The 19,379-nt window shown below is 59.5% G+C and carries 12 protein-coding genes; 8 read left to right on the top strand and 4 right to left on the bottom strand.

Annotated features, from left to right (window positions below):
• Nucleotides 1-29 precede the first annotated feature (29 nt).
• Nucleotides 30-248, bottom strand: a complete 219-nt coding sequence (locus ACP0KA_RS01550) for an acetyl-CoA carboxylase biotin carboxyl carrier protein subunit (RefSeq protein ID WP_424627080.1) — start codon at nt 246-248, stop codon at nt 30-32.
• Between the two features lie 155 nt (nt 249-403).
• Here ACP0KA_RS01550 and ACP0KA_RS01545 point away from each other — a divergent pair, with 155 nt between their 5' ends.
• On the top strand, nt 404-1,960 hold the full coding sequence (locus tag ACP0KA_RS01545; RefSeq protein ID WP_424627079.1) for an acyl-CoA carboxylase subunit beta: 1,557 nt from the start codon (nt 404-406) through the stop codon (nt 1,958-1,960).
• Nucleotides 1,961-1,964: 4 nt separating this feature from the next.
• Here the strand turns inward: ACP0KA_RS01545 and ACP0KA_RS01540 are convergent, their stop codons facing one another.
• Nucleotides 1,965-3,587: a GMC family oxidoreductase gene (locus ACP0KA_RS01540; RefSeq protein ID WP_424627078.1), complete on the bottom strand. Its 1,623-nt coding sequence runs from the start codon at nt 3,585-3,587 to the stop codon at nt 1,965-1,967.
• Nucleotides 3,588-3,750: 163 nt separating this feature from the next.
• On the opposite strand from ACP0KA_RS01540, the gene ACP0KA_RS01535 reads away from it, so the two are divergent.
• Nucleotides 3,751-4,923 (top strand): M20 aminoacylase family protein, encoded by a 1,173-nt coding sequence (locus tag ACP0KA_RS01535; RefSeq protein WP_424627077.1) that lies wholly within the window; start codon nt 3,751-3,753, stop codon nt 4,921-4,923.
• A 19-nt stretch (nt 4,924-4,942) separates the two neighbouring features.
• On the opposite strand, the gene ACP0KA_RS01530 is transcribed toward ACP0KA_RS01535, so the two are convergent.
• Entirely contained in the window at nt 4,943-6,373 is a 1,431-nt protein-coding gene (locus ACP0KA_RS01530) for a UdgX family uracil-DNA binding protein (RefSeq protein ID WP_424627076.1), read from the bottom strand.
• 2 nt (nt 6,374-6,375) lie between these two features.
• Nucleotides 6,376-7,608, bottom strand: a complete 1,233-nt coding sequence (locus tag ACP0KA_RS01525) for a putative DNA modification/repair radical SAM protein (protein WP_424627075.1) — start codon at nt 7,606-7,608, stop codon at nt 6,376-6,378.
• 144 nt (nt 7,609-7,752) lie between these two features.
• On the opposite strand from ACP0KA_RS01525, the gene ACP0KA_RS01520 reads away from it, so the two are divergent.
• The 6 genes from ACP0KA_RS01520 to ACP0KA_RS01495 all read left to right on the top strand — a co-directional run bounded on the left by ACP0KA_RS01520 (nt 7,753) and on the right by ACP0KA_RS01495 (nt 19,379).
• On the top strand, nt 7,753-8,529 hold the full coding sequence (locus ACP0KA_RS01520) for an ImuA family protein (RefSeq protein WP_424627074.1): 777 nt from the start codon (nt 7,753-7,755) through the stop codon (nt 8,527-8,529).
• Entirely contained in the window at nt 8,429-10,033 is a 1,605-nt protein-coding gene (locus tag ACP0KA_RS01515; RefSeq protein WP_424627073.1) for a DUF6504 family protein, read from the top strand. The genes ACP0KA_RS01520 and ACP0KA_RS01515 overlap by 101 nt, the downstream gene beginning before the upstream one ends.
• Entirely contained in the window at nt 10,030-13,374 is a 3,345-nt protein-coding gene (locus tag ACP0KA_RS01510) for an error-prone DNA polymerase (RefSeq protein WP_424627072.1), read from the top strand. The genes ACP0KA_RS01515 and ACP0KA_RS01510 overlap by 4 nt, the downstream gene beginning before the upstream one ends.
• A gap of 61 nt (nt 13,375-13,435) precedes the next feature.
• Complete coding sequence (locus ACP0KA_RS01505) at nt 13,436-14,839, top strand: CoA transferase (protein WP_424627071.1); 1,404 nt, start codon at nt 13,436-13,438, stop codon at nt 14,837-14,839.
• 96 nt (nt 14,840-14,935) lie between these two features.
• A complete protein-coding gene (locus ACP0KA_RS01500; protein WP_424627070.1) occupies nt 14,936-16,201 on the top strand; it encodes an efflux RND transporter periplasmic adaptor subunit in 1,266 nt (421 codons plus the stop codon).
• Between the two features lie 55 nt (nt 16,202-16,256).
• Complete coding sequence (locus tag ACP0KA_RS01495; RefSeq protein ID WP_424627069.1) at nt 16,257-19,379, top strand: efflux RND transporter permease subunit; 3,123 nt, start codon at nt 16,257-16,259, stop codon at nt 19,377-19,379.

Here is a 19,379-nt window from a genome sequence, read left to right as displayed (position 1 = left end):
TTGCCGCGGCACAACATGATCGTACGGAATCATGCTTCGATCACGGCGATGGTCTGGCCCTCGGCCACGACATCATCGATCGTCACGAGTATCGATTTGATGCGTCCATCTGCGGGCGAGGGCACCGGAATTTCCATCTTCATGGCTTCGACGATGGCAATGTCATCGCCATGTTCGACGCTTCCGCCGACAGCAACGGAAATTGCGCAGATTCGTCCTGCCACTTCGGTCGTGATTTTGACGTCCATCTCGCTCCCCAATTGTCCGTTGCGCATTGGGCATGTTCGGTCTGCGCGTGCGGCTTCTTTATTGTGAGGCAGGATTGCCCGGGGTAGCCTGTTCCGCAAGAGAAAATTGCATTCACAAAACAAGGTGCACGCAATGCACCGCGACAGGAGTTGAAATGAGTTGGAAGCCTGAACTTGATGAACTCGCACGGCGTGAAGCGTTCGCCCGGGCGATGGGTGGTGCCGACAAGGTCAAGCGGCAACACGATCAGGGCAGGCTGACGGTTCGCGAGCGAATCGACAAGCTCATCGATCAGAAAAGTTTCCATGAAGTCGGCGCGATTTCCGGCATCGCGGAATATGAGACCAACGGCGAACTGAAATCGCTGACACCGGCAAACTGTGTTTTCGGTCGCGGCAAAGTTGATGGTCGCCCGGTTGTTGTCGTCGGCGACGACTTCACGGTCCGTGGCGGGTCGGCGGACGCATCGATTTCTGCGAAGCCCTTGATGGCCGAGCAGATGGCGCACGATTTTCGTCTTCCCATCATCCGGGTGATCGAGGGATCCGGCGGCGGCGGATCGGTAAAGACCATCGAAACCAAGGGTGCCGCCAATTTGCCCGGCGGCGTCGGCGGGACAGAGTGGTATTGGTATACGACAGCGAATATGGCCCGCGTGCCTGCCGTCGGTCTTGGATTGGGATCGGTCGCAGGTCTCGGCGCTGCACGTCTCGCCGCCAGCCACTACTCGGTGATGACGAAATCATCGGCGATGTTTGTTGCCGGTCCTCCGGTGGTGGCACGTCTCGGACAGACGCTCGAAAAGCAGGAACTGGGTGGCTGGCAAATTCAGACCAAAGCCGGCGCGGTTGATCATGCTGTCGACACGGAAGAAGAAGCGTTCGCGTGTGCGCGACGGTTTTTGTCGTACTTGCCGTCCTCGGTCTACGATCTGCCGCCGACAATCGCCTGCGACGATGATCCTGAGCGCGAGGATGAATCCCTGCTGAGTATCGTGCCGCGCAATCGCCGGCAGATCTACAAGATGCGTCCCATCATCGAGTCCGTGGTCGATCGAGGCTCGTTCTTCGAGATGAGTCAGAACTTCGGTCGCTCGATCATTGCAGGCCTTGCACGATTGCAGGGCCGGGCGGTGCTGGTGCTGGCCAGTGACCCTTATATTTACGGTGGGTCATGGACGGCGGATGCCTGTCAGAAGGTCGTGCGCTACGTCGACCTTGCTGAAACATTTCATCTGCCTGTCGTATATCTGATGGATTGCCCTGGTTTCATGATCGGGCTTGATGCGGAAAAGTCAGCGACGATCCGTCACGGTGTTCGGGCAATGGCCGCCGTGAACCAGACGACTGTGCCCTGGTGCACGATCATCGTTCGTAACTCGTTCGGCGTAGCGGGCGTCGTGCACCAACCGGCTGGTCGGTTCTCGATGCGGTATGCCTGGCCGTCAGGCTATTGGGGCTCGTTGCCCTTGGAAGGTGGCATCGAAGCCGCTTACCGCGCCGATATCGATGCTGCAGAGGATCCGAAGGCAAAGCTTCTCGAGATCGAGGATCGTCTCAACAAATTACGCTCTCCGTTCCGCTCGGCCGAAAAGTTCTGGGTCGAGGAAATCGTCGACCCGCGCAGGACGCGATCGTTACTGTGTGAGTTCGCGCGTCTTGCGGAGCCGTTGCGGACACCGGGGCCTGCCGCGATAGCGATGCGGCCGTAAGGTTTTAGCGGCGGGAATCCTCGATGATCATTGTCGCGCCTTTCTCGGCAATCATCGCCGTGGGCGTATTGGTGTTGCCCGACGTGATCGTCGGCATGATCGATGCGTCCACCACGCGCAGGCCCGCGATCCCGTGAAGGCGCAAGCGTTCGTCGACAACCGCCATGGGATCGGTTGATGCCCCCATCTTCGCCGTTCCGACCGGATGAAAGATGGTGGTGCCGATATTGCCGGCGGCCTTGGCCAGCGAGGCATCGTCATCGCCAACGGTTGGGCCGGGGAGATATTCCTGCGGATGATAGGCTGAAAGCGCGTGCTGCTTCATCAGCTTGCGCGTGACACGAATGGCGTCAGCTGCAACCTGGCAGTCTTCAGCGGTCGCGAGATAGTTCGGCGCGATCTGCGGAGCCTGGTCGGGTGCGTTTGATTTGATGCGGATGGTGCCGCGTGAGGTCGGGCGCAGATTACACGCTGCAACCGTAATCGCCGAAAAGCGGTGCAGCGGCTCGCCAAATTTGTCGAGGGACAACGGCTGGATATGAAATTGAATATTGGCGCGCTCCTGGCGCTCGTCGGAGCGGGTGAAGATGCCGAGCTGGGACGGCGCCATGGTCAGTGGCCCGCGTCGCCGCAACAGATAGTCGACGCCCATCCAGCCCCGTTTGAGCAGATTGTAGTAAGTCTCGTTCAGCGTTTGCACGCCCTCGACTTTGTAGATGGCGCGTTGCTGTAGATGGTCTTGCAGGTTGCGGCCGACGCCCTGGCGGTCAAGAACGGTCTCGATGCCGAGCGGAGACAGCCATTCCTGCGGACCGATCCCCGAGCGGTGGAGTACCTGCACTGATCCGACCGAACCCGAGCACAGGATGACTTCGCCCTTGGTCCGCGCCTCGATGGTCTCGCCGCCTTGATTGAATTTGACGCCGACGGCACGGCCATTCTCGACGATCAGCCGGTCGACCAGGACGTCCGTTTCCAGACGCAGGTTGGGGCGCGACAGGGCAGGCTTCAAAAATCCCCGAGCCGACGACCAGCGGCGCCCGCGCTTCTGGTTGACGTGAAAATATCCGATGCCTTCGTTGTTGCCGGTGTTGAAATCGGCAATCTTGCGGATTCCCATTTCGCTGGCGGCATCGGCGACAGCGTCGAGAACCTTCCAGGAGAGGCGCGGCGCCTCGATGCGCCAGCCGCCGCCGACGCCGTGATGCTCACTTTCGCCGAGAAAATGATCTTCGAGCCTCTTGAACGCCGGCAGCACGTCATCCCAGCCCCATCCGGTCAGGCCAAGTTGTCGCCAGTGATCGTAATCCGCGGCTTGTCCACGCATGGAGATCATGGCGTTGATCGCGGACGACCCGCCGATCACCTTGCCGCGGGGGTAGGCCAATGCGCGGCCGTTGAGGCCGGGCTCAGGCTCGGTCTTGAACATCCAGTCCGAGCGCGGATTGCCAATGGCGAACAGATAGCCAACCGGGATGTGAAACCAGATCCAGTTGTCCATACCGCCGGCTTCGAGGATCAGGACCCGCTTGCTGGCATCGGCCGAGAGGCGGTTGGCAACGATGCAACCCGCCGTGCCAGCGCCAACAACAATGTAATCGAAATCTCCCTCGAGGCGTTTCGCCATATTCTGTCCTGCATCTCTTATTCGGTTTCTTGAACAGTTTATGACCTCAGCAGGCCCTCGCTGTACAGTCCGAACCTGTGCAATTCCACTTTGCGCAGATATTGGGTCTGTCGCACGCGCATGGTAGCTTTATTGTCCCTGATCCGATCGAGAGGTTTCCATCGTGCCCATCGTCAACCGCGTCGCCGATCTGCAAGCTGATATCATGGGCTGGCGCCGCGATCTGCATGCGCATCCCGAACTCATGTACGACGTGCACCGCACGGCAGCCTTCGTTGCCGATCGCCTGCGCGAATTTGGCTGCGACGAGGTTGCAACCGGTTTGGGGCGCACCGGCGTGGTCGGCGTGATCAAAGGGCGTAAGCCCGCGAATGGCGGCCTGAAGGCGATTGGACTGCGCGCGGATATGGACGCGCTGCCAATCGAGGAGGAAACCGGGGTCGAGTACCAATCGACCGTGCCCGGCAAAATGCACGCCTGCGGCCATGATGGCCACACGGCGATGCTGCTCGGCGCCGCGCGTTATCTGGCGGAGACGCGCAATTTCGCCGGCGACGCGGTGGTGATTTTTCAGCCGGCGGAAGAGGGCGGTGCCGGTGCCGCCGCGATGATCAAGGACGGTCTGATGGACCGTTTCAATGTCGAACAGGTCTATGGCATGCACAACAGTCCCGGCATGGCGGTCGGCACGTTTGCGACACGTGTGGGCCCAACCATGGCGGCGACCGATCACGTCAACATCTCCATCGAAGGTGTTGGTGGCCACGCCGCGCGTCCGCACAAGAGCATCGACTCGGTGTTGGTGGGGGCTCAGCTCATTACGGCGCTGCAATCGGTGGTGTCGCGCAGCGTCGATCCACTGGACGCCGCAGTGCTTTCGATCTGTGAGTTTCACGCCGGCAATGCGCGCAACGTCATTCCGCAGACTGCGGAACTCAAAGGAACGGTTCGATCGTTGACGCCTGAAGTCAGGGATTTGGTTGAACAGCGCGTTCGCGAGGTGGTTGCAGGTGTTGCGCAGCTTTCCGGCGCCAAGATCACCCTCGACTATGAGCGAAGCTATCCGGTGCTGGTCAATCATGCCGCTGAAACCGATATCGCCGCGCGCGTAGCCACGGAGATCGTCGGTGAGGACAAGGTCAGCACCGACATTCCGCCGGTGATGGGCGCCGAGGACTTCGCTTATATGGTGGAAGCTCGGCCTGGCGCTTTCATCTTCATCGGGAACGGTGACAGCGCCGGCCTGCATCACCCGGCTTACAATTTTAACGACGATGCCATCGTGTACGGTTCGTCCTACTGGATCAAGCTGGTCGAGACGCAGCTCGCGGGCTGAGTCTGTCGTCTGCTTGTGATCAGGCGGCGTGGCGTCTGCGTAAGAAGGATGCCGCGATCTTGAGGTCCTCCACGAACGCTTCGTATTCGCGTTCCTTGGCATCGGCATCAGGCAGGCGCAGCAGATAGGACGGGTGAACCGTCACCAGTGCCTTGGCGTCTTCCAGGTCGATCAAATGGCCGCGGTTCTTGCCGATCGGCGTGATCTTGCCGAACACGCTTTGCGCCGCGGTCGCTCCCATGGCCACCACGAGCAGCGGCTTGATCACGGCCCGTTCGCGCTCATACCACTGCCGGCAAGCCTTGATCTCGGGCGTGCTCGGCTTTTGGTGCAGCCGGATCTTGCCGCGCGGCACGAACTTGAAATGTTTCACCGCATTGGTGACGTAGACTTTGTCTCGCTCGATGCCGGCATCTTCCAGGGCGCGGTTGAGGACCTGACCTGCCGGCCCCACAAACGGCTTGCCCGCCAGATCTTCCTTGTCGCCCGGCTGCTCGCCCACCAGCATGATCGGTGCGTGGCGAGGGCCTTCGCCGAACACGGTCTGGGTTGCATCCTTCCAGAGGTGGCAGGCGCGGCAATCGGCGGCTTCTGCCCGCAGCGCTGTCAGATTGTCTTGCGCCGGATGCTTGGCCATTGGAACTTCTTTTCGCTGTTGAGAGGGCCGTGGCTCAGGGGCGTCGCGTGCGATCATCGCCTGCGTCGTGCGTGACGCCTTTTGGATCAACGGATCAATCAGCGAAGCCTCGGGAAGGTTCCGCCAGTATTTCCGCGGCATCTCAGTCTGCATGGCTTTGATCTTCAATCGCGCGGGATTGAAAATGCTGGCGTAATAAGTGCGCCAAATGTCTTCGAGCGGATCGCTCGACGGCGCATCGGTTTTTCTCGCGCCTTCCGTGAAGATGGTCCGGTGACCATCCCAGTGGGCACAGCGCTCTGGCGTCAGGATGGACCAGGGAATATCGCAGAAGCGTCGTTCGAAGAACGGAGCGGCGAGCTCGACAATATGATGGGTGGGCTCGAACCACGCGACAAAGCGGCTGTCGCGACCGTCGCCGAATTCCCGGAAGCGAACAAAGGCATGCATCTTGTGCTCATCGCGGCGAACATCTTTCACCAGCGATCGCAGGCGGGACATATCAGCATCCGTGGAGACCTCAAGTAGATCGGGGCATCGGCGCAGGCGCCAGAGCACTCGGTAAAGCAGGCCAAACCGGTCAGGCGTTTGATGGAGGATGGCGGTCTGGGCAAGCTCAACAAAGGCGGCAGGCACGTTGAAGGTTGCACCCTGTTCAATCTCGGGGAGGCGCGTAGGTTGAAACAGGCTGAGGTCCTGGTTTGCAACGCTCCAGGTGACGTCTTCTGGAGCCACGTTGTTCAGCGCGAGGGCGCGTGCAGCTTCACGCCAGCCCTGAAAATCGATGTCATGATTGAGAGCGATCACGTGCAATGTCAGAATCCGAATCCGAGTTGCGTTGCCCGCGGACGAAACAATTCGACGAGCCGCTTGCTATCGAGCAAAGACGCCGCAGGCCTGTGATCAGCGAGAAGGATGAAAGGGAGAGCCTTGTTCCGCGGAACGTTCAGCCGTGCGAGATCAGCCGCGCGGAGATGTGTAAACCGGCGCGCGGTCATGATGCGGTCGACGGTTTTGACTCCGAAGCCCGGCACGCGTAGCAGATCTTCACGGCTTGCACGATTGACATCGAGCGGGAAACGGTCGCGGTGGCGAAGCGCCCAGGCCAGTTTCGGATCGATGTCGAGCGGCAGCATGCCGCCTTCGAGCGGATTGGTGATCTCGCCGATGTCGAAGCCATAAAAGCGCATCAGCCAGTCGGCCTGATAGAGCCGGTGCTCGCGAACCAGAGGTGGAGCCTGTAACGGAAGGCCACGGCTTGCGTCCGGGATCGGACTGAAGGCTGAATAATAGACGCGCTTGAGTTGATACGAACTGTAGAGATTGGCGCTGGTCTCGAGGATCGTTTGATCGTTCGAGCTATCGGCGCCGATAATCATCTGCGTGCTTTGACCCGCCGGTGCAAAGCGCTGGGCATGCTTGCTCGACTTATTCTCTTTCGCCTCGTCGAGTTTGAGCCGCAGCCGTCCCATGGTGCGGCGGATGGCGCGCACGTCTTTCTCCGGCGCAAGCTTTGTCAAACTGGTTTCGGTCGGAACCTCGATGTTGATGCTGAGACGGTCAGCGTACTTGCCGGCTTCCGCGATCAAAGCGTCATCAGCTTCAGGGATTGTCTTGAGGTGAATGTAGCCGCGGAAGTGATGATCCTCACGCAGGCTCTTCGCCACCCGCACAACCTGCTCCATGGTGTAGTTGGGGCTGCGGATGATGCCGGAGGAGAGAAACAGGCCCTCGATGTAATTGCGGCGATAGAAGTCCAGCGTCAGTTTGACCGCTTCCTCGACCGTAAACCGCGCGCGTTGCACATTCGAGGAGGCGCGATTGATGCAGTAAAGGCAGTCGTAGTTGCAGGCGTTGGTGAGAAGGATTTTCAGCAGCGAAATGCACCGGCCGTCCGGCGCATAAGAATGACAAATGCCCATGCCCGCGTCGGTCGATCCCATGCCTTTGCCGTCGCGGCTGTCCCGCGTTTCGGTTCCACTGGAGGCGCAGGAGGCGTCGTACTTGGCGGCATCCGCCAAAATGGCCAGTTTTGCTTGCACATCCATTCCTGATCTCTTTGTTTTGACTACCGAAAATGAACCGGTTGACTCATCCCCGGCTCTTAGCTTTATATTAGAACATATCATGAACAAATAAGCCCGTCATTCGTTCAATCGGCGGTGACGATTTTCAAATGTCAGGAGCGGCGCATGACCAGCGCACGCATGAGCACACTCGCGTCTCTGCGAAAGACCATCGGCCGTCTCGAAGGCGAAACGGACGGCTTGGTGCGCGTGGCGTTGGGTCATACCGATGCGGATGCAATGCTTCAGGGAGGTCTGGTGCGCGGTGCGCTGCATGAGGTGTTCGCCGAAGGCGGGCGCAACGCAACGGCGGCGACCGGCTTCATTGCAGGGCTTGCTCATCGCCTGGCGGGACGACGGCCGCTGCTCTGGGTGCGGCAGGATTTTGCGGAGATCGAATCCGGTGCGTTGTCGCTGGGAGGCTTGGCTGCGCTGGGCCTGGACCCGCGCTTGCTGGTCGTCGTCAGGGCTGGGGATGCAGAAAACGCGTTGCGTGTCACGGCCGATGCGCTTGCGTGTGATGCCCTCGGCGCGGTTGTCCTCGATGTCTGGGGCGAGGTGCGTCAGTTTGATCTGGTTGCGAGCCGCAAGCTGACGCTCACCGCACGGACATCAAACGTCACATGCCTTGTGCTGCGCACGGCGGCCATGCCTGCGACCAGCACGGCGGAAACGCGCTGGCTGGTGCGTGGCGTGCCGTCGCCGATGGCAACCGAAGCATGGGGCGCGCCGATACTTGATGCCGAACTTGTTCGCAATCGTCACGGCCAGACCGGACGATGGATCATGGAGTGGAAATGTGATGAGGGCCTCTTCCGTGAACAGGCGTCGTATTCTCAGCCTGTGGCTGCCGCGCCTGCCTACCGACAGGTTGAAACGGCTGCCAGGCGGCGTGCTGGATGATGATCGTCCCTGCGTCGTTGTTGGCAAGCTCAACAACGCCCTGCAGGTCAGAGCGCTGAACGACGCAGCCGCGCGTATCGGGCTTGAAGAGGGCCTGCCGCTCGCCAATGCACGCGCGATCGATCCTGACGTGCAGGTCTTTGATCTCGACGAGACTGCGGATGCCAGATTGCTGGAAGACATTGCCGATTGGTGTGATCGGTTTACACCACTGGTGGCGCTGGATCCGCCGTTTGGCCTGTTTCTCGACATCAGCGGATGTGCGCATCTGTTCGGTGGCGAAGCCGCCATGCTGCGCACCATCTGCACCTCGTTCCAGCAGCAAGACTTTATCATCAATGCAGCGATTGCCGGAACGGCGGTCTGCGCCCGCACGCTGACGCAGGCCGCGCGAACCTGTATCGTTGAGGATGGCAAAGAGGCTGAGGCGGTCAGTGCGCTGTCGGTGTTTGCTCTCCGCGCCGATGATGCCATCACGCGAGGGCTGCGACGTGCCGGGCTCAAGACCATTGGTGATGTGGCGTCGCGCGCCCCGCATGAGCTGAGCGCACGTTTCGGTGCGGCTTTCACGGATCTTTTGCAGCAGGCCTTAGGGCAGGGCGACGCGCCGATCTCGCCGCGCAAGCCCTTGCCTGATTTCGTGGTCGAGAGGCGCTTTGCAGAGCCCGTTGCCACCGATGGCGTGATTGCATCTGTTCTATCGAACCTCGCCGAGATGCTGGTCCAAGCGATGGACAAGCAAGGCAAGGGGGCGCGCCGGCTGGAGGCGAGCTTCTTCCGCACCGATGGCGTGGTGCGCATCATCGCAGTGGATGCAGGACGTCCCGTAACCAAAGCAGCGATGATGAACCGTCTGTTCCGCGAGCGGCTGGATGCCTTGGCGGATCCGCTCGATCCTGGGTTTGGTTTCGATCTCATCCGTCTGTCTGCGAGCCATGTTGAAATTGTCGTGCAAGAGCAGCGTGATTTCGACACGCGTGTTCAAGAGAACGACGAAGTTGCGGCGCTGATCGACCGTATATCGGCACGTATCGGTAGCCAGCGTGTCGTGGTGCATCTGCCGCAGGACACGCATATTCCTGAACATGCGGAAATGGCTTTACCTGCGCAGCAGCACCTGACGGCGGCCTCTATCGCGGAATGGCCCGCGCGCGTGGAGGGCGAGCCACCGCTGCGTCCGTTACGGTTATTTGAAAAACCAGAACCTATCGATGCGCCTTTTGCGACTGTGCCGGATGGTCCGCCGCGCCGCTTCATCTGGCGTCGTGCCACCCACACGGTGGTAAGGGTGGAAGGTCCTGAGCGCATCGCCATGGAATGGTGGCAGCACGAGGGGGAAGCTTTGACGCGCGATTATTTCCGGGTCGAGGATGAGGAGGGGCTGCGTTTCTGGATTTATCGCGATGGGCTTTATAACGAGATCGCCACACCGGATAGCGAGACCGCCCCGGAAAAGAATAAGCCCGTTTCGCCGAAATGGTTCATGCATGGATTGTTCGCATGACGGCTTATGCGGAAATCGGCATCACCACCAATTTTTCGTTCCTGCGCGGCGGATCGCATCCGCAGGATTATGTCCATGAAGCCAGCGACCTTGGAATTCCCGTCATTGGCATTGCCGACCGCAACACGCTGGCAGGCGTGGTCCGTGCCTACACCGAGTTGAGCAATCCAGAGGTTGAACATAAGCCGAAATTGTTGATCGGTTCGCGTCTCGTGTTCATGGACGGGACGCCGGACATTCTTGTCTATCCGCGTGATCGCGCGGCTTATGGTCGCCTCTGTCAGTTGCTGACTGTCGGCAAACGAAGGGCGGATAAAGGCGAATGCGAGCTTTATCTCGGCGACTTGCTGGAATTTTCCGAAGGCCAGCTTTTGGTTCTGACGTTGCCGCATCACTTCGATGTCGCGCAGACGCTGAAAACCCTCGATCGGTTAAAGCGCAGCGGTGCGGATGGAGTATGGTTGGCTGCAAGCCTGATTTATCGCGGTGATGACAAGCGGCGTCTGGCAAGGCTGCAGCGGATCGCCGCCACGGCGCGTGTGCCGCTGCTCGCAACCAACGAAGTCCTTTATCACAATCCAGCACGTAGACCGTTGCAGGACGTGCTGACGTGCATTCTCGAAAAAACCACCATCCATGCCATTGGCAAAAAGCTTCAAGCCAATGCCGAGCGCCATATGAAGTCAGGGGCGGAGATGGCGCGGTTGTTCCGCGATGCGCCGGAAGCGATCGAAGAGACCATGCGTTTCTCCGATCGCATCAACTTCACGCTTGAAGAATTGAAATACCAGTATCCTGATGAGCCGGTGCCACCCGGTAAGACGGCACAGCAGCATCTTGAAGATCTGACCCGGGAAGGCGCCCAAACCTATTATGGCGAAAAAACTCCACCTGATGTGCAGAAAGCCCTGGAGAAAGAACTCGCGCTGATCCGCAAGCTCGACTACGCGCATTACTTTCTCACCGTGCATGACATCGTGCGTCACGCCCGCAACGAAGGCATTCTGTGTCAGGGGCGGGGATCGGCAGCAAATTCTGCCGTGTGCTATGTGCTTGGGATCACCTCTGTCGATCCAACCAAGGTTGATCTGCTGTTCGAGCGCTTCCTCTCGGAAGAACGTCGAGAGCCTCCCGATATCGATGTCGATTTCGAGCACTCACGTCGTGAGGAGGTGATGCAATACGTCTACAAACGTTATGGGCGTCACCGCGCGGCGATTGTCGCGACTGTCATTCATTACCGCCCGCGCAGCGCCATCCGTGATGTCGGCAAAGCGCTCGGCCTGACCGAAGACGTGACCGCTGCTTTGGCCGATACGGTGTGGGGAAGCTGGGGCTCAGGTCTTAGTGAGATGCAGGTCAAACAGGCCGGGTTCGATCCCAGCAATCCGATGATCTACCGCGCCGTCGAACTTGCGACCGAGTTGATCGAATTTCCGCGTCATCTGTCACAGCATGTGGGAGGCTATGTGCTGACGCAGGATCGGCTCGATACTTATGTGCCGATCGGCAATGCCGCGATGGATGATCGCACCTTCATCGAGTGGGACAAGGATGACATCGACTCACTGAAGATGATGAAGGTCGATGTATTGGCGCTCGGCATGCTGACCTGTATTCGCAAATGTTTTGATCTGATCGCGGATCACAAAGGCAAACGATGGGAACTAGCGACGCTGCCGTCTGAGGAGCCTGAAGTTTACGACATGCTTTGTAAGGGTGAGTCTCTTGGCGTGTTCCAGGTCGAGAGCCGCGCACAAATGAACATGCTGCCGCGCCTCAAGCCACGCGAATTTTATGATCTGGTAATTGAGGTTGCCATTGTCCGGCCGGGCCCAATCCAGGGCAACATGGTTCATCCCTATCTGAAGCGGCGAAATGGATATGAGCAGGTAACGTATCCATCACCGGCACCCGAACACGGTGAACGAGATGAGCTCAAGAAAGTTCTGAGTAAAACAATGGGTGTGCCGCTTTTCCAGGAGCAGGCAATGCGCATTGCCATCGAGGCTGCAAAATTTACAGCTGATGAAGCCAATGGATTGCGGCGTGCCATGGCGACATTCCGCAATGTCGGTACCATCCATAAATTCGAAGATAAGATGGTCGGAAATATGATCGCACGTGGCTACGATCCCGGCTTTGCCAAAAGCTGCTTCGATCAGATCAAAGGTTTCGGAAGTTACGGTTTCCCCGAAAGCCATGCCGCGAGCTTTGCCCAGCTTGTCTATGTCTCCTCATGGCTCAAGTGCTTTCATCCCGATGCATTTTGTTGCGGGTTGCTGAATTCGCAGCCGATGGGCTTCTACGCGCCGGCACAGATTGTCGGCGATGCGCGCAAGAATAAGGTTGAAGTTCGTGAGGTCGATGTGTCCCACAGCTTTGGTCAGAATACGCTCGAAGAGAAAAGCGGCGAACACAATGCGGTGCGCCTCGGTTTTCGCCAGATCGATGGTTTCGAGGTGTTTGATGTCGATGACAGGCTTCCCGAGAAATTCGGCAAGGCTCTCAAGAAGCCTCGCAAGGACTATTGGGATCAGCGCATTGTCGATGCCCGGGCGCGAAAGGAATTCACGTCACTGGAGGATTTCGCGCGGGAAACCGGCCTTCCGAAGCGTGCCCTGATTGCGCTTGCGGATGCCGATGCATTTCGTTCGCTCGGTCTCGATCGTCGTGAGGCTCTGTGGACGGTGCGGCGATTGCCTGATGACGTTCCGTTGCCGCTGTTTGCGGCGGCGACGGCGCGTGAGCAGCCGGACGAAGGGGCGAAACCGTTGCCCGCCATGCCGCTGCCGGAACAGGTGGTGGCGGACTATCAGACCATCCGCCTCTCGCTCAAGGGACACCCGATGGAATTCCTGCGGCCGATGTTCACAAAGGAAGGTGTGATCTCTTGCCAAGGCGTGACCCATGCCAATGATAAACGCCGTGTCAAATGTGCCGGCGTGGTGCTGGTGCGGCAGCGTCCCGGCAGCTCCAAGGGAGTTATTTTCATGACTTTGGAGGATGAAACCGGCATCGCCAATATCGTGGTCTGGCCAAAGATCATGGAGACCTTCCGCAAGGAGGTGATGGGCTCTCGATTGATCGAAATCGAAGGGGTTATTCAAAGCAGCCCGGAGAAGGTCGTCCATCTGGTGGCGGAGCGGTTGATTGATCGGTCGTATGACCTGCAACAGCTCGCCAACGATGCGCTCAGCCGTAAACCGATTGTGCCGAACGGGGCCGACGTCATCGAACCGCTTGACAATGAATTGCCTGCGCGCTCGGACATGCCGGCTCACAAGATGCGCCATCCGCGCAATGTACGTATTCTTCCACGGTCGAGAGATTTTCACTGAGGTCGCTTGATGTGCAGGAACTTCGGCGCAATGTTTCGGCGTCAATCTGCCGGAGGCGCTGATGCAATCGACCCGCGATATTCTTGCCGATCTCTGGACGCTTGGTGGGGGCGATCCATCCGCACTCGATGCCGTGACGCTGACCGGGCAGGAGCCTGTGCTCCCGTCATCCTTTCGCGTCGGGGCAGCGGCGCAGGTCACCATCGCAGCAGCCGGCCTTGCCGCGGCCGAGATATGGAAAGCACGTAGCGGGGAAAGACAGAGGGTCTCCGTCGATATGCTCCATGCTGCCGTGGAATGCCGCAGCGAGCGCTATCTTCGTGTCGATGATAAGCCGCCTCCACCGGCGTGGGATCCGACCGCAGGCATCTACAAAACCGGTGATGGCCGTTATGTCCGACTTCACACAAATTTCCCGCATCATCGCGACAATATCTGCAAGGTGCTGGCTTGCAAGCCGGAGCGCGACGACGTGCAGCGGGCCTTAATGCAATGGAAGGCTGACGATTTCGAAACGGCGGCCTATGCCGGCGGTTGCGTGGTCTCGATGATGCGCACCCACGATGAATGGCTCGCACATCCGCAAGCCAAGGCACTGGAGCAGTTGCCGCTACTCACCATCGAGAAGATCGGCGAGGCCGCGCCGAAGCCATGGCCGACAGGTCATCGTCCATTGGCGGGATTGCGTGTGCTCGATCTGTCGCGCGTCATTGCAGGCCCTGTGGCGGGCCGCACCTGGGCCGCGCACGGGGCGGACGTCATGCTGATGTCTTCGCCCCATCTTCCATCGATCCCCTGGCTGGTGATCGATACCGGGCGCGGCAAGCTGTCGAGCTTCGCCGATCTCAAAACGGAGCGGGGGCGCGACACGTTGCGGGGCCTGTTAGCGGGCGCCGACATCTTCTCGCAGGGCTATCGCTCGCAATCGATCGGGGCCCTTGGCTTTTCACCTGAGGATGCCGCGCAGATAAACCCCGGCATCATTTACGTATCGCTGTCTGCCTATGGCCACGTCGGTCCCTGGGCGGGCCGTCGAGGCTTCGATTCGCTGGTTCAGACTTCGACCGGTTTCAACCATGCCGAGGGGCAGGCGGCTGGTGTTGAAGGGCCAAAGGAATTGCCGATGCAGATCCTCGATCATGCAACCGGTTATCTGATGGCGTTCGGGGCAATGATGGCGCGGCTGCGGCAGGCGCATGAGGGCGGCAGCTGGCACGTCCGGGTCTCGCTGGCTCAGACCGGCCGTTGGCTCTGGAATCTCGGGCGGCTCGATGGCGGACTTGGAAGCACCGATATCAAGGGTGAGGCGGTTGCGCCATTTCTTGAGGACAGCCCGTCCGGTTTCGGAAAGCTGCGGGCCATTCGCCATTCAGCGGTACTTTCGACGACACCTCCGAGTTGGTCCCATCCCGCAGTGCAACTGGGAGCTAGCCCCCTAGCGTGGCCGGAAACCGGCATTAACTGAAAAAAATATCCGTTCCGCGGTTTTTGATTGTCCTAATCTGCAAAGTAGCACTATTAGCGGATTGGCTGCGTCAGCCTGCCGCAGGAACAATTTTGCATGACCAAAGAAAACTCCGAACAGGGCGGCTTTCCTGCCGTATTTCAGAGCCTTGCCCGGCGGCGCTTAGCTGTTGGTGCAGGGCTGCTGGTGCTCGCGGGCGCTGCCGCCTTCGGTCTGACGCGCAACGGAGCCCCGGAAAAGGACAGTTCCGAGATTTCGAGCCAGTCGCGGAAAAGCCTTTTTCGCTACACGCCGACGCCGACCGAGCTTGCCACCCTGACCATCCAGCCCGTGAGCGAGCACGTCTTCAGGGCTGAGCATACGACAGAGGGCAAGATCGCGGTTGATGAGGACCGCTCAACGCCGGTGTTCTCGCCGTATGCAGGCCGGGTCACGAAGCTGCTGGCGCGACCGGGTGATAAGGTCACCCAGGGGCAGCCCCTGTTCGTGATTGAAGCAGCTGATACCGTGCAGGCCCAGAACGACTTCATCACAGCGGCGACGGCACTCAACAAGGCGAAGTCGCAACTCGAGCTGGCGCAGATCCAGGACAAGCGGGCCCACGATCTCTATGAGGGTAAGGCTGCGCCGCTCAAGGATTACCAGCAATCGCAGGCGGCGCTTGTATCCGCCCAGAACGACATGCGCTCATCGGAGACCGCGCTTGAAGCCGCGCGCAATCGCTTGCGCATACTTGGCCTCACAGACGAGGCGATTACCACCTTCCAGGAGAAGGGCCGTATCAATCCGGAAACGACGATCTATTCGCCGATTACCGGCACGGTGGTCCAGCGGAAGATCGGCCCTGGTCAATACGTCAATGCCGGTGCCAGCGATCCGGTATTTGTGATCGGCGATCTTTCGACCGTATGGCTCACGGCGTTCGTTCGCGAAACCGAAGCCCCGGCCATTGAGGTGGGGCAGGAGATCACCTTCAGCGTTCTTGCACTCCCCGGCAAAACCATGACCGCGCGGATCAATTACGTGTCGGCCGCGATCGATCCCACAACGCGCAGATTGATGGTTCGCGCCACGATCGATAATCCGGGCGGAGTGTTGAAGCCGGAGATGTTTGCCAACGTCACGATCTACTCAGCCGGTGAGCGCCCGGCCATCGGCGTGCCAAAGCAGGCGTTGATCTATGAGGGTGATCAGGTGCGAGTCTGGGTCCTACGCGATGACAAATCCCTCGAGTTGCGCCAGATCAAGGTCGGCTTGGCCAATGGTGATCTCGTGGAGGTGAAGGGCAATCTTTCCCCCGGTGATCGGATCGTGACTAAGGGCAGTCTCTTCATCGATCGTGCTGCATCATCAGGTACCTAACTCGAGTCGCGTCTTTCCCTGAAAGATTCCGCTTTTTTTGAAAGACCCGGTCTCGATGGATCGTCTTGTTGCTCTTGCCGTCAACCGCCGCTATCTCATGGTGGCGCTGTTCATGATTGTCATGATTGGCGGCGTTTTCGCCTTTCAGCAGCTCAATATTGAAGCTTATCCCGACCCCACGCCGCCGATGGTCGACATCGTCACGCAAAGCGCTGGTCTGTCGGCGGAGGAAGTCGAGCGCTACATCACCATTCCGATCGAGACGCAGGTTGCGGGTCTCAAGAACCTTCGCACAATCCGCACGATCTCGCTTTACGGCCTCTCCGACGTCAAACTGCAGTTTTCCTTCGACTACACTTACGAAGAGGCTTTGCAGCAGGTGCTGAACCGGCTGTCGCAGCTCTCGCCGCTGCCGGGCAATGTCCAGCCGCAAATCTCGCCGCTCAGCCCCATCGGTGAAATCTATCGCTACCGCCTGGTCGGGCCGCCGAATTACAGCGTGCTGGATCTCAAGACACTGCAGGACTGGGTTCTGCAACGGCGATTCCGCGCTGTCCCAGGCGTCATCGATGTCACCGCCTGGGGTGGCAAGACCAAGACGTATGAGCTTCAGGTCGATTTCAACAAGCTGATCGCCTATGGCCTGACCCTGCCGCAGTTGCTGCAGGCGGTGAGCAATTCGAACATCAATGTCGGCGGCAACACCGTGAACATCGGCGCACAGTCGGCGGTGGTCCGCGGCGTCGGATCGATCCGTTCCGTCGACGATCTGGCGACCACCATGGTTGCCCAGAGCGGGGGCAATCCCGTGCTCGTCAGGGACGTGGCCAACGTCACCATCGGGTCCAAGCCACGTCTCGGCATCGCCGGCATGGATATGGACGACGACATCGTGCAGGGTATCGTGCTGATGCGCCGAGGCGAGCAGAGCGCACCGACGATTTCGCGGGTGGAAGAACTCGTCAAATCGATCAACAAGTCGAGTATCCTGCCGCCGGGTGTCCGGATCGAACGCATCTACGATCGCAAGGATCTGATCGACACCACCACGCACACCGTGCTGCACAACATGGTGGTCGGGATCCTGCTGATCGTGCTGTTGCAGTGGCTGTTCCTCGGCGATCTGCGCAGCGCTGTCATCGTCGGCGCCACGATTCCGTTCGCGCTGTTCTTTGCCGTCATCATTCTGGTGTTGCGGGGCGAGTCGGCCAATCTGCTGTCCGTCGGCGCCATCGACTTCGGTCTGATCGTCGACGGCACCGTCATTATGGTGGAGGCGATCTTCCGCCGCCTGTCGCATACGACGGAGCTGTCGCCGGAAGAGCAGAGCGCGATCTCGCCGGAAACCGTGATGGGCATCAAGCAGCACGCCATTCTGAGTGCCGCGGCCGACGTTTCGCGATCAATCTTCTTTGCTGCGGCGATCATCATCGCGGCGTTTCTGCCGCTGTTCACGTTGAGCGGCGTGGAAGGCCATATCTTTGGACCTATGGCCAAAACCTATGCCTATGCGCTGGCCGGCGGCCTACTGGCGACATTCACGGTTACGCCTGCGCTCAGCGCGATCATTCTTCCGGCTCACATGCAGGAGACCGAGACGCGGATCGTGCAATGGCTGCACCGCATTTATATGCCGGTGCTGCACTGGGCGGTTGGCAGCCGCAAGGCCGTGATGTCGCTGGCGGTGGGCCTCGTCATTCTCACCTTTATCGCGGTACGTTTCCTCGGCCTTGAGTTCTTGCCCAAGCTCGAAGAAGGCAATCTCTGGATTCGCGCGACCTTGCCGCCGACGATCTCGCTGGAAGAGGGCAACTCCTACGTCAACGAGATGCGAAAGATCATCCGGGCACGGCCGGAAGTGGAGTCGGTGGTCTCGCAGCATGGTCGCCCCGACGACGGCACCGATGCGGCAGGACTGTTCAACGCGGAATTCTTTGCACCACTGAAGCCCGTCAGCCAGTGGCCGGGTTCGCATGACAAGGATCAGGTGACGAGCGAACTTCTGGCGGAACTGCAGAAGAAATTTCCGGGTGTGGAATTCAATTTCTCGCAATATCTGCAGGACAACGTCGCTGAAGCCGTCTCGGGCGTGAAGGGCGAGAACTCGATCAAGCTCTACGGCAATGATCTCACGGAACTGACCAATACCGCGAACAAGATCAAGGCGGTGCTTTCGACGGTGAAAGGCATCACCGACCTATCGGTGTTTACATCTCTTGGCCAACCGACCATCCAGATCGACATCGACCGTGCGCGCGCCGCGCGTTACGGGCTCTCTCCCGGTGATATCAACGCCACCATTCGCGTTGCGATCGGCGGTGACAGCGCGGGTGATTTGTACGAGCCGGGCAGCGATCGGCATTTCCCGATCATTGTTCGCCTGGCCCCCGAATACCGCAAGAGCGCAGAGGCTATTCATAATCTCAGGATCGGCGTGCAGGGACCGAACGGCATCACGCAAATTCCGCTGAGCGAGGTGGCATCGATCAATCTCGTCTCTGGTGCTGCCTATATTTACCGTGAGCAGCAGGAGCGTTATCTACCGATCAAGTTCTCGGTGCGTGAACGGGATCTCGGCAGCGCGATCCAGGAAGCACAGGACAAAGTCGCGGAGCAGGTGCAGCTTCCGCCTGGCTCGCACATGGAGTGGGTCGGCGAATTCGGCAATCTGCAGGATGCGATCCGGCGTTTGTCGATCGTTGTCCCGATCAGTCTGGCTTTGATCGCCATGCTGCTGTGGTTCAATTTCGGTTCGGTGGTGGACACGCTGTTGGCGATGAGCGTGATTCCGATGGCGGTATTCGGCGGTGTGCTCGGATTGCTGTTCAGCGGCATTCCGTTCAGCGTCTCGGCGGCGATCGGATTCATCGCGCTATTCGGCATCGCCGTGATGGACGGCATCATCATCCTGTCGCAGTACAATCAGTTGATCGACGAGGGGATGGATCGCGTGAAGGCGGCCATTCGCACCGGTGAATTGCAGCTTCGTCCCGTCTTGATGACCTGCGCTGTCGCGGGGATCGGGCTGCTGCCGGCCGCGATGTCGGCCGGCATCGGGTCGCAGGTTCAGAAGCCGCTTGCGGTGGTTGTGGTCACGGGCATGGCACTGGCGCCGCTGGTGATCCTGATCACACTGCCGGTGCTGATCTCGGTCTTCTCACGCCGGGCGCGTAACTGA

It is taken from the genome of Bradyrhizobium sp. SYSU BS000235, assembly GCF_049747295.1.
Taxonomy (GTDB): domain Bacteria; phylum Pseudomonadota; class Alphaproteobacteria; order Rhizobiales; family Xanthobacteraceae; genus Afipia.
This window is presented reverse-complemented; position numbering and strand designations above follow the sequence as displayed.

Bases quoted from the DNA above. Each gene is read 5' to 3' on its own strand.
- ACP0KA_RS01550 (WP_424627080.1), bottom strand. From the start codon at position 248: ATGGACGTCAAAATCACGACCGAAGTGGCAGGACGAATCTGCGCAATT.
- ACP0KA_RS01545 (WP_424627079.1), top strand. From the start codon at position 404: ATGAGTTGGAAGCCTGAACTTGATGAACTCGCACGGCGTGAAGCGTTC.
- ACP0KA_RS01540 (WP_424627078.1), bottom strand. From the start codon at position 3,587: ATGGCGAAACGCCTCGAGGGAGATTTCGATTACATTGTTGTTGGCGCT.
- ACP0KA_RS01525 (WP_424627075.1), bottom strand. From the start codon at position 7,608: ATGGATGTGCAAGCAAAACTGGCCATTTTGGCGGATGCCGCCAAGTAC.
- ACP0KA_RS01520 (WP_424627074.1), top strand. From the start codon at position 7,753: ATGACCAGCGCACGCATGAGCACACTCGCGTCTCTGCGAAAGACCATC.
- ACP0KA_RS01515 (WP_424627073.1), top strand. From the start codon at position 8,429: ATGAGGGCCTCTTCCGTGAACAGGCGTCGTATTCTCAGCCTGTGGCTG.
- ACP0KA_RS01510 (WP_424627072.1), top strand. From the start codon at position 10,030: ATGACGGCTTATGCGGAAATCGGCATCACCACCAATTTTTCGTTCCTG.
- ACP0KA_RS01505 (WP_424627071.1), top strand. From the start codon at position 13,436: ATGCAATCGACCCGCGATATTCTTGCCGATCTCTGGACGCTTGGTGGG.
- ACP0KA_RS01500 (WP_424627070.1), top strand. From the start codon at position 14,936: ATGACCAAAGAAAACTCCGAACAGGGCGGCTTTCCTGCCGTATTTCAG.
- ACP0KA_RS01495 (WP_424627069.1), top strand. From the start codon at position 16,257: ATGGATCGTCTTGTTGCTCTTGCCGTCAACCGCCGCTATCTCATGGTG.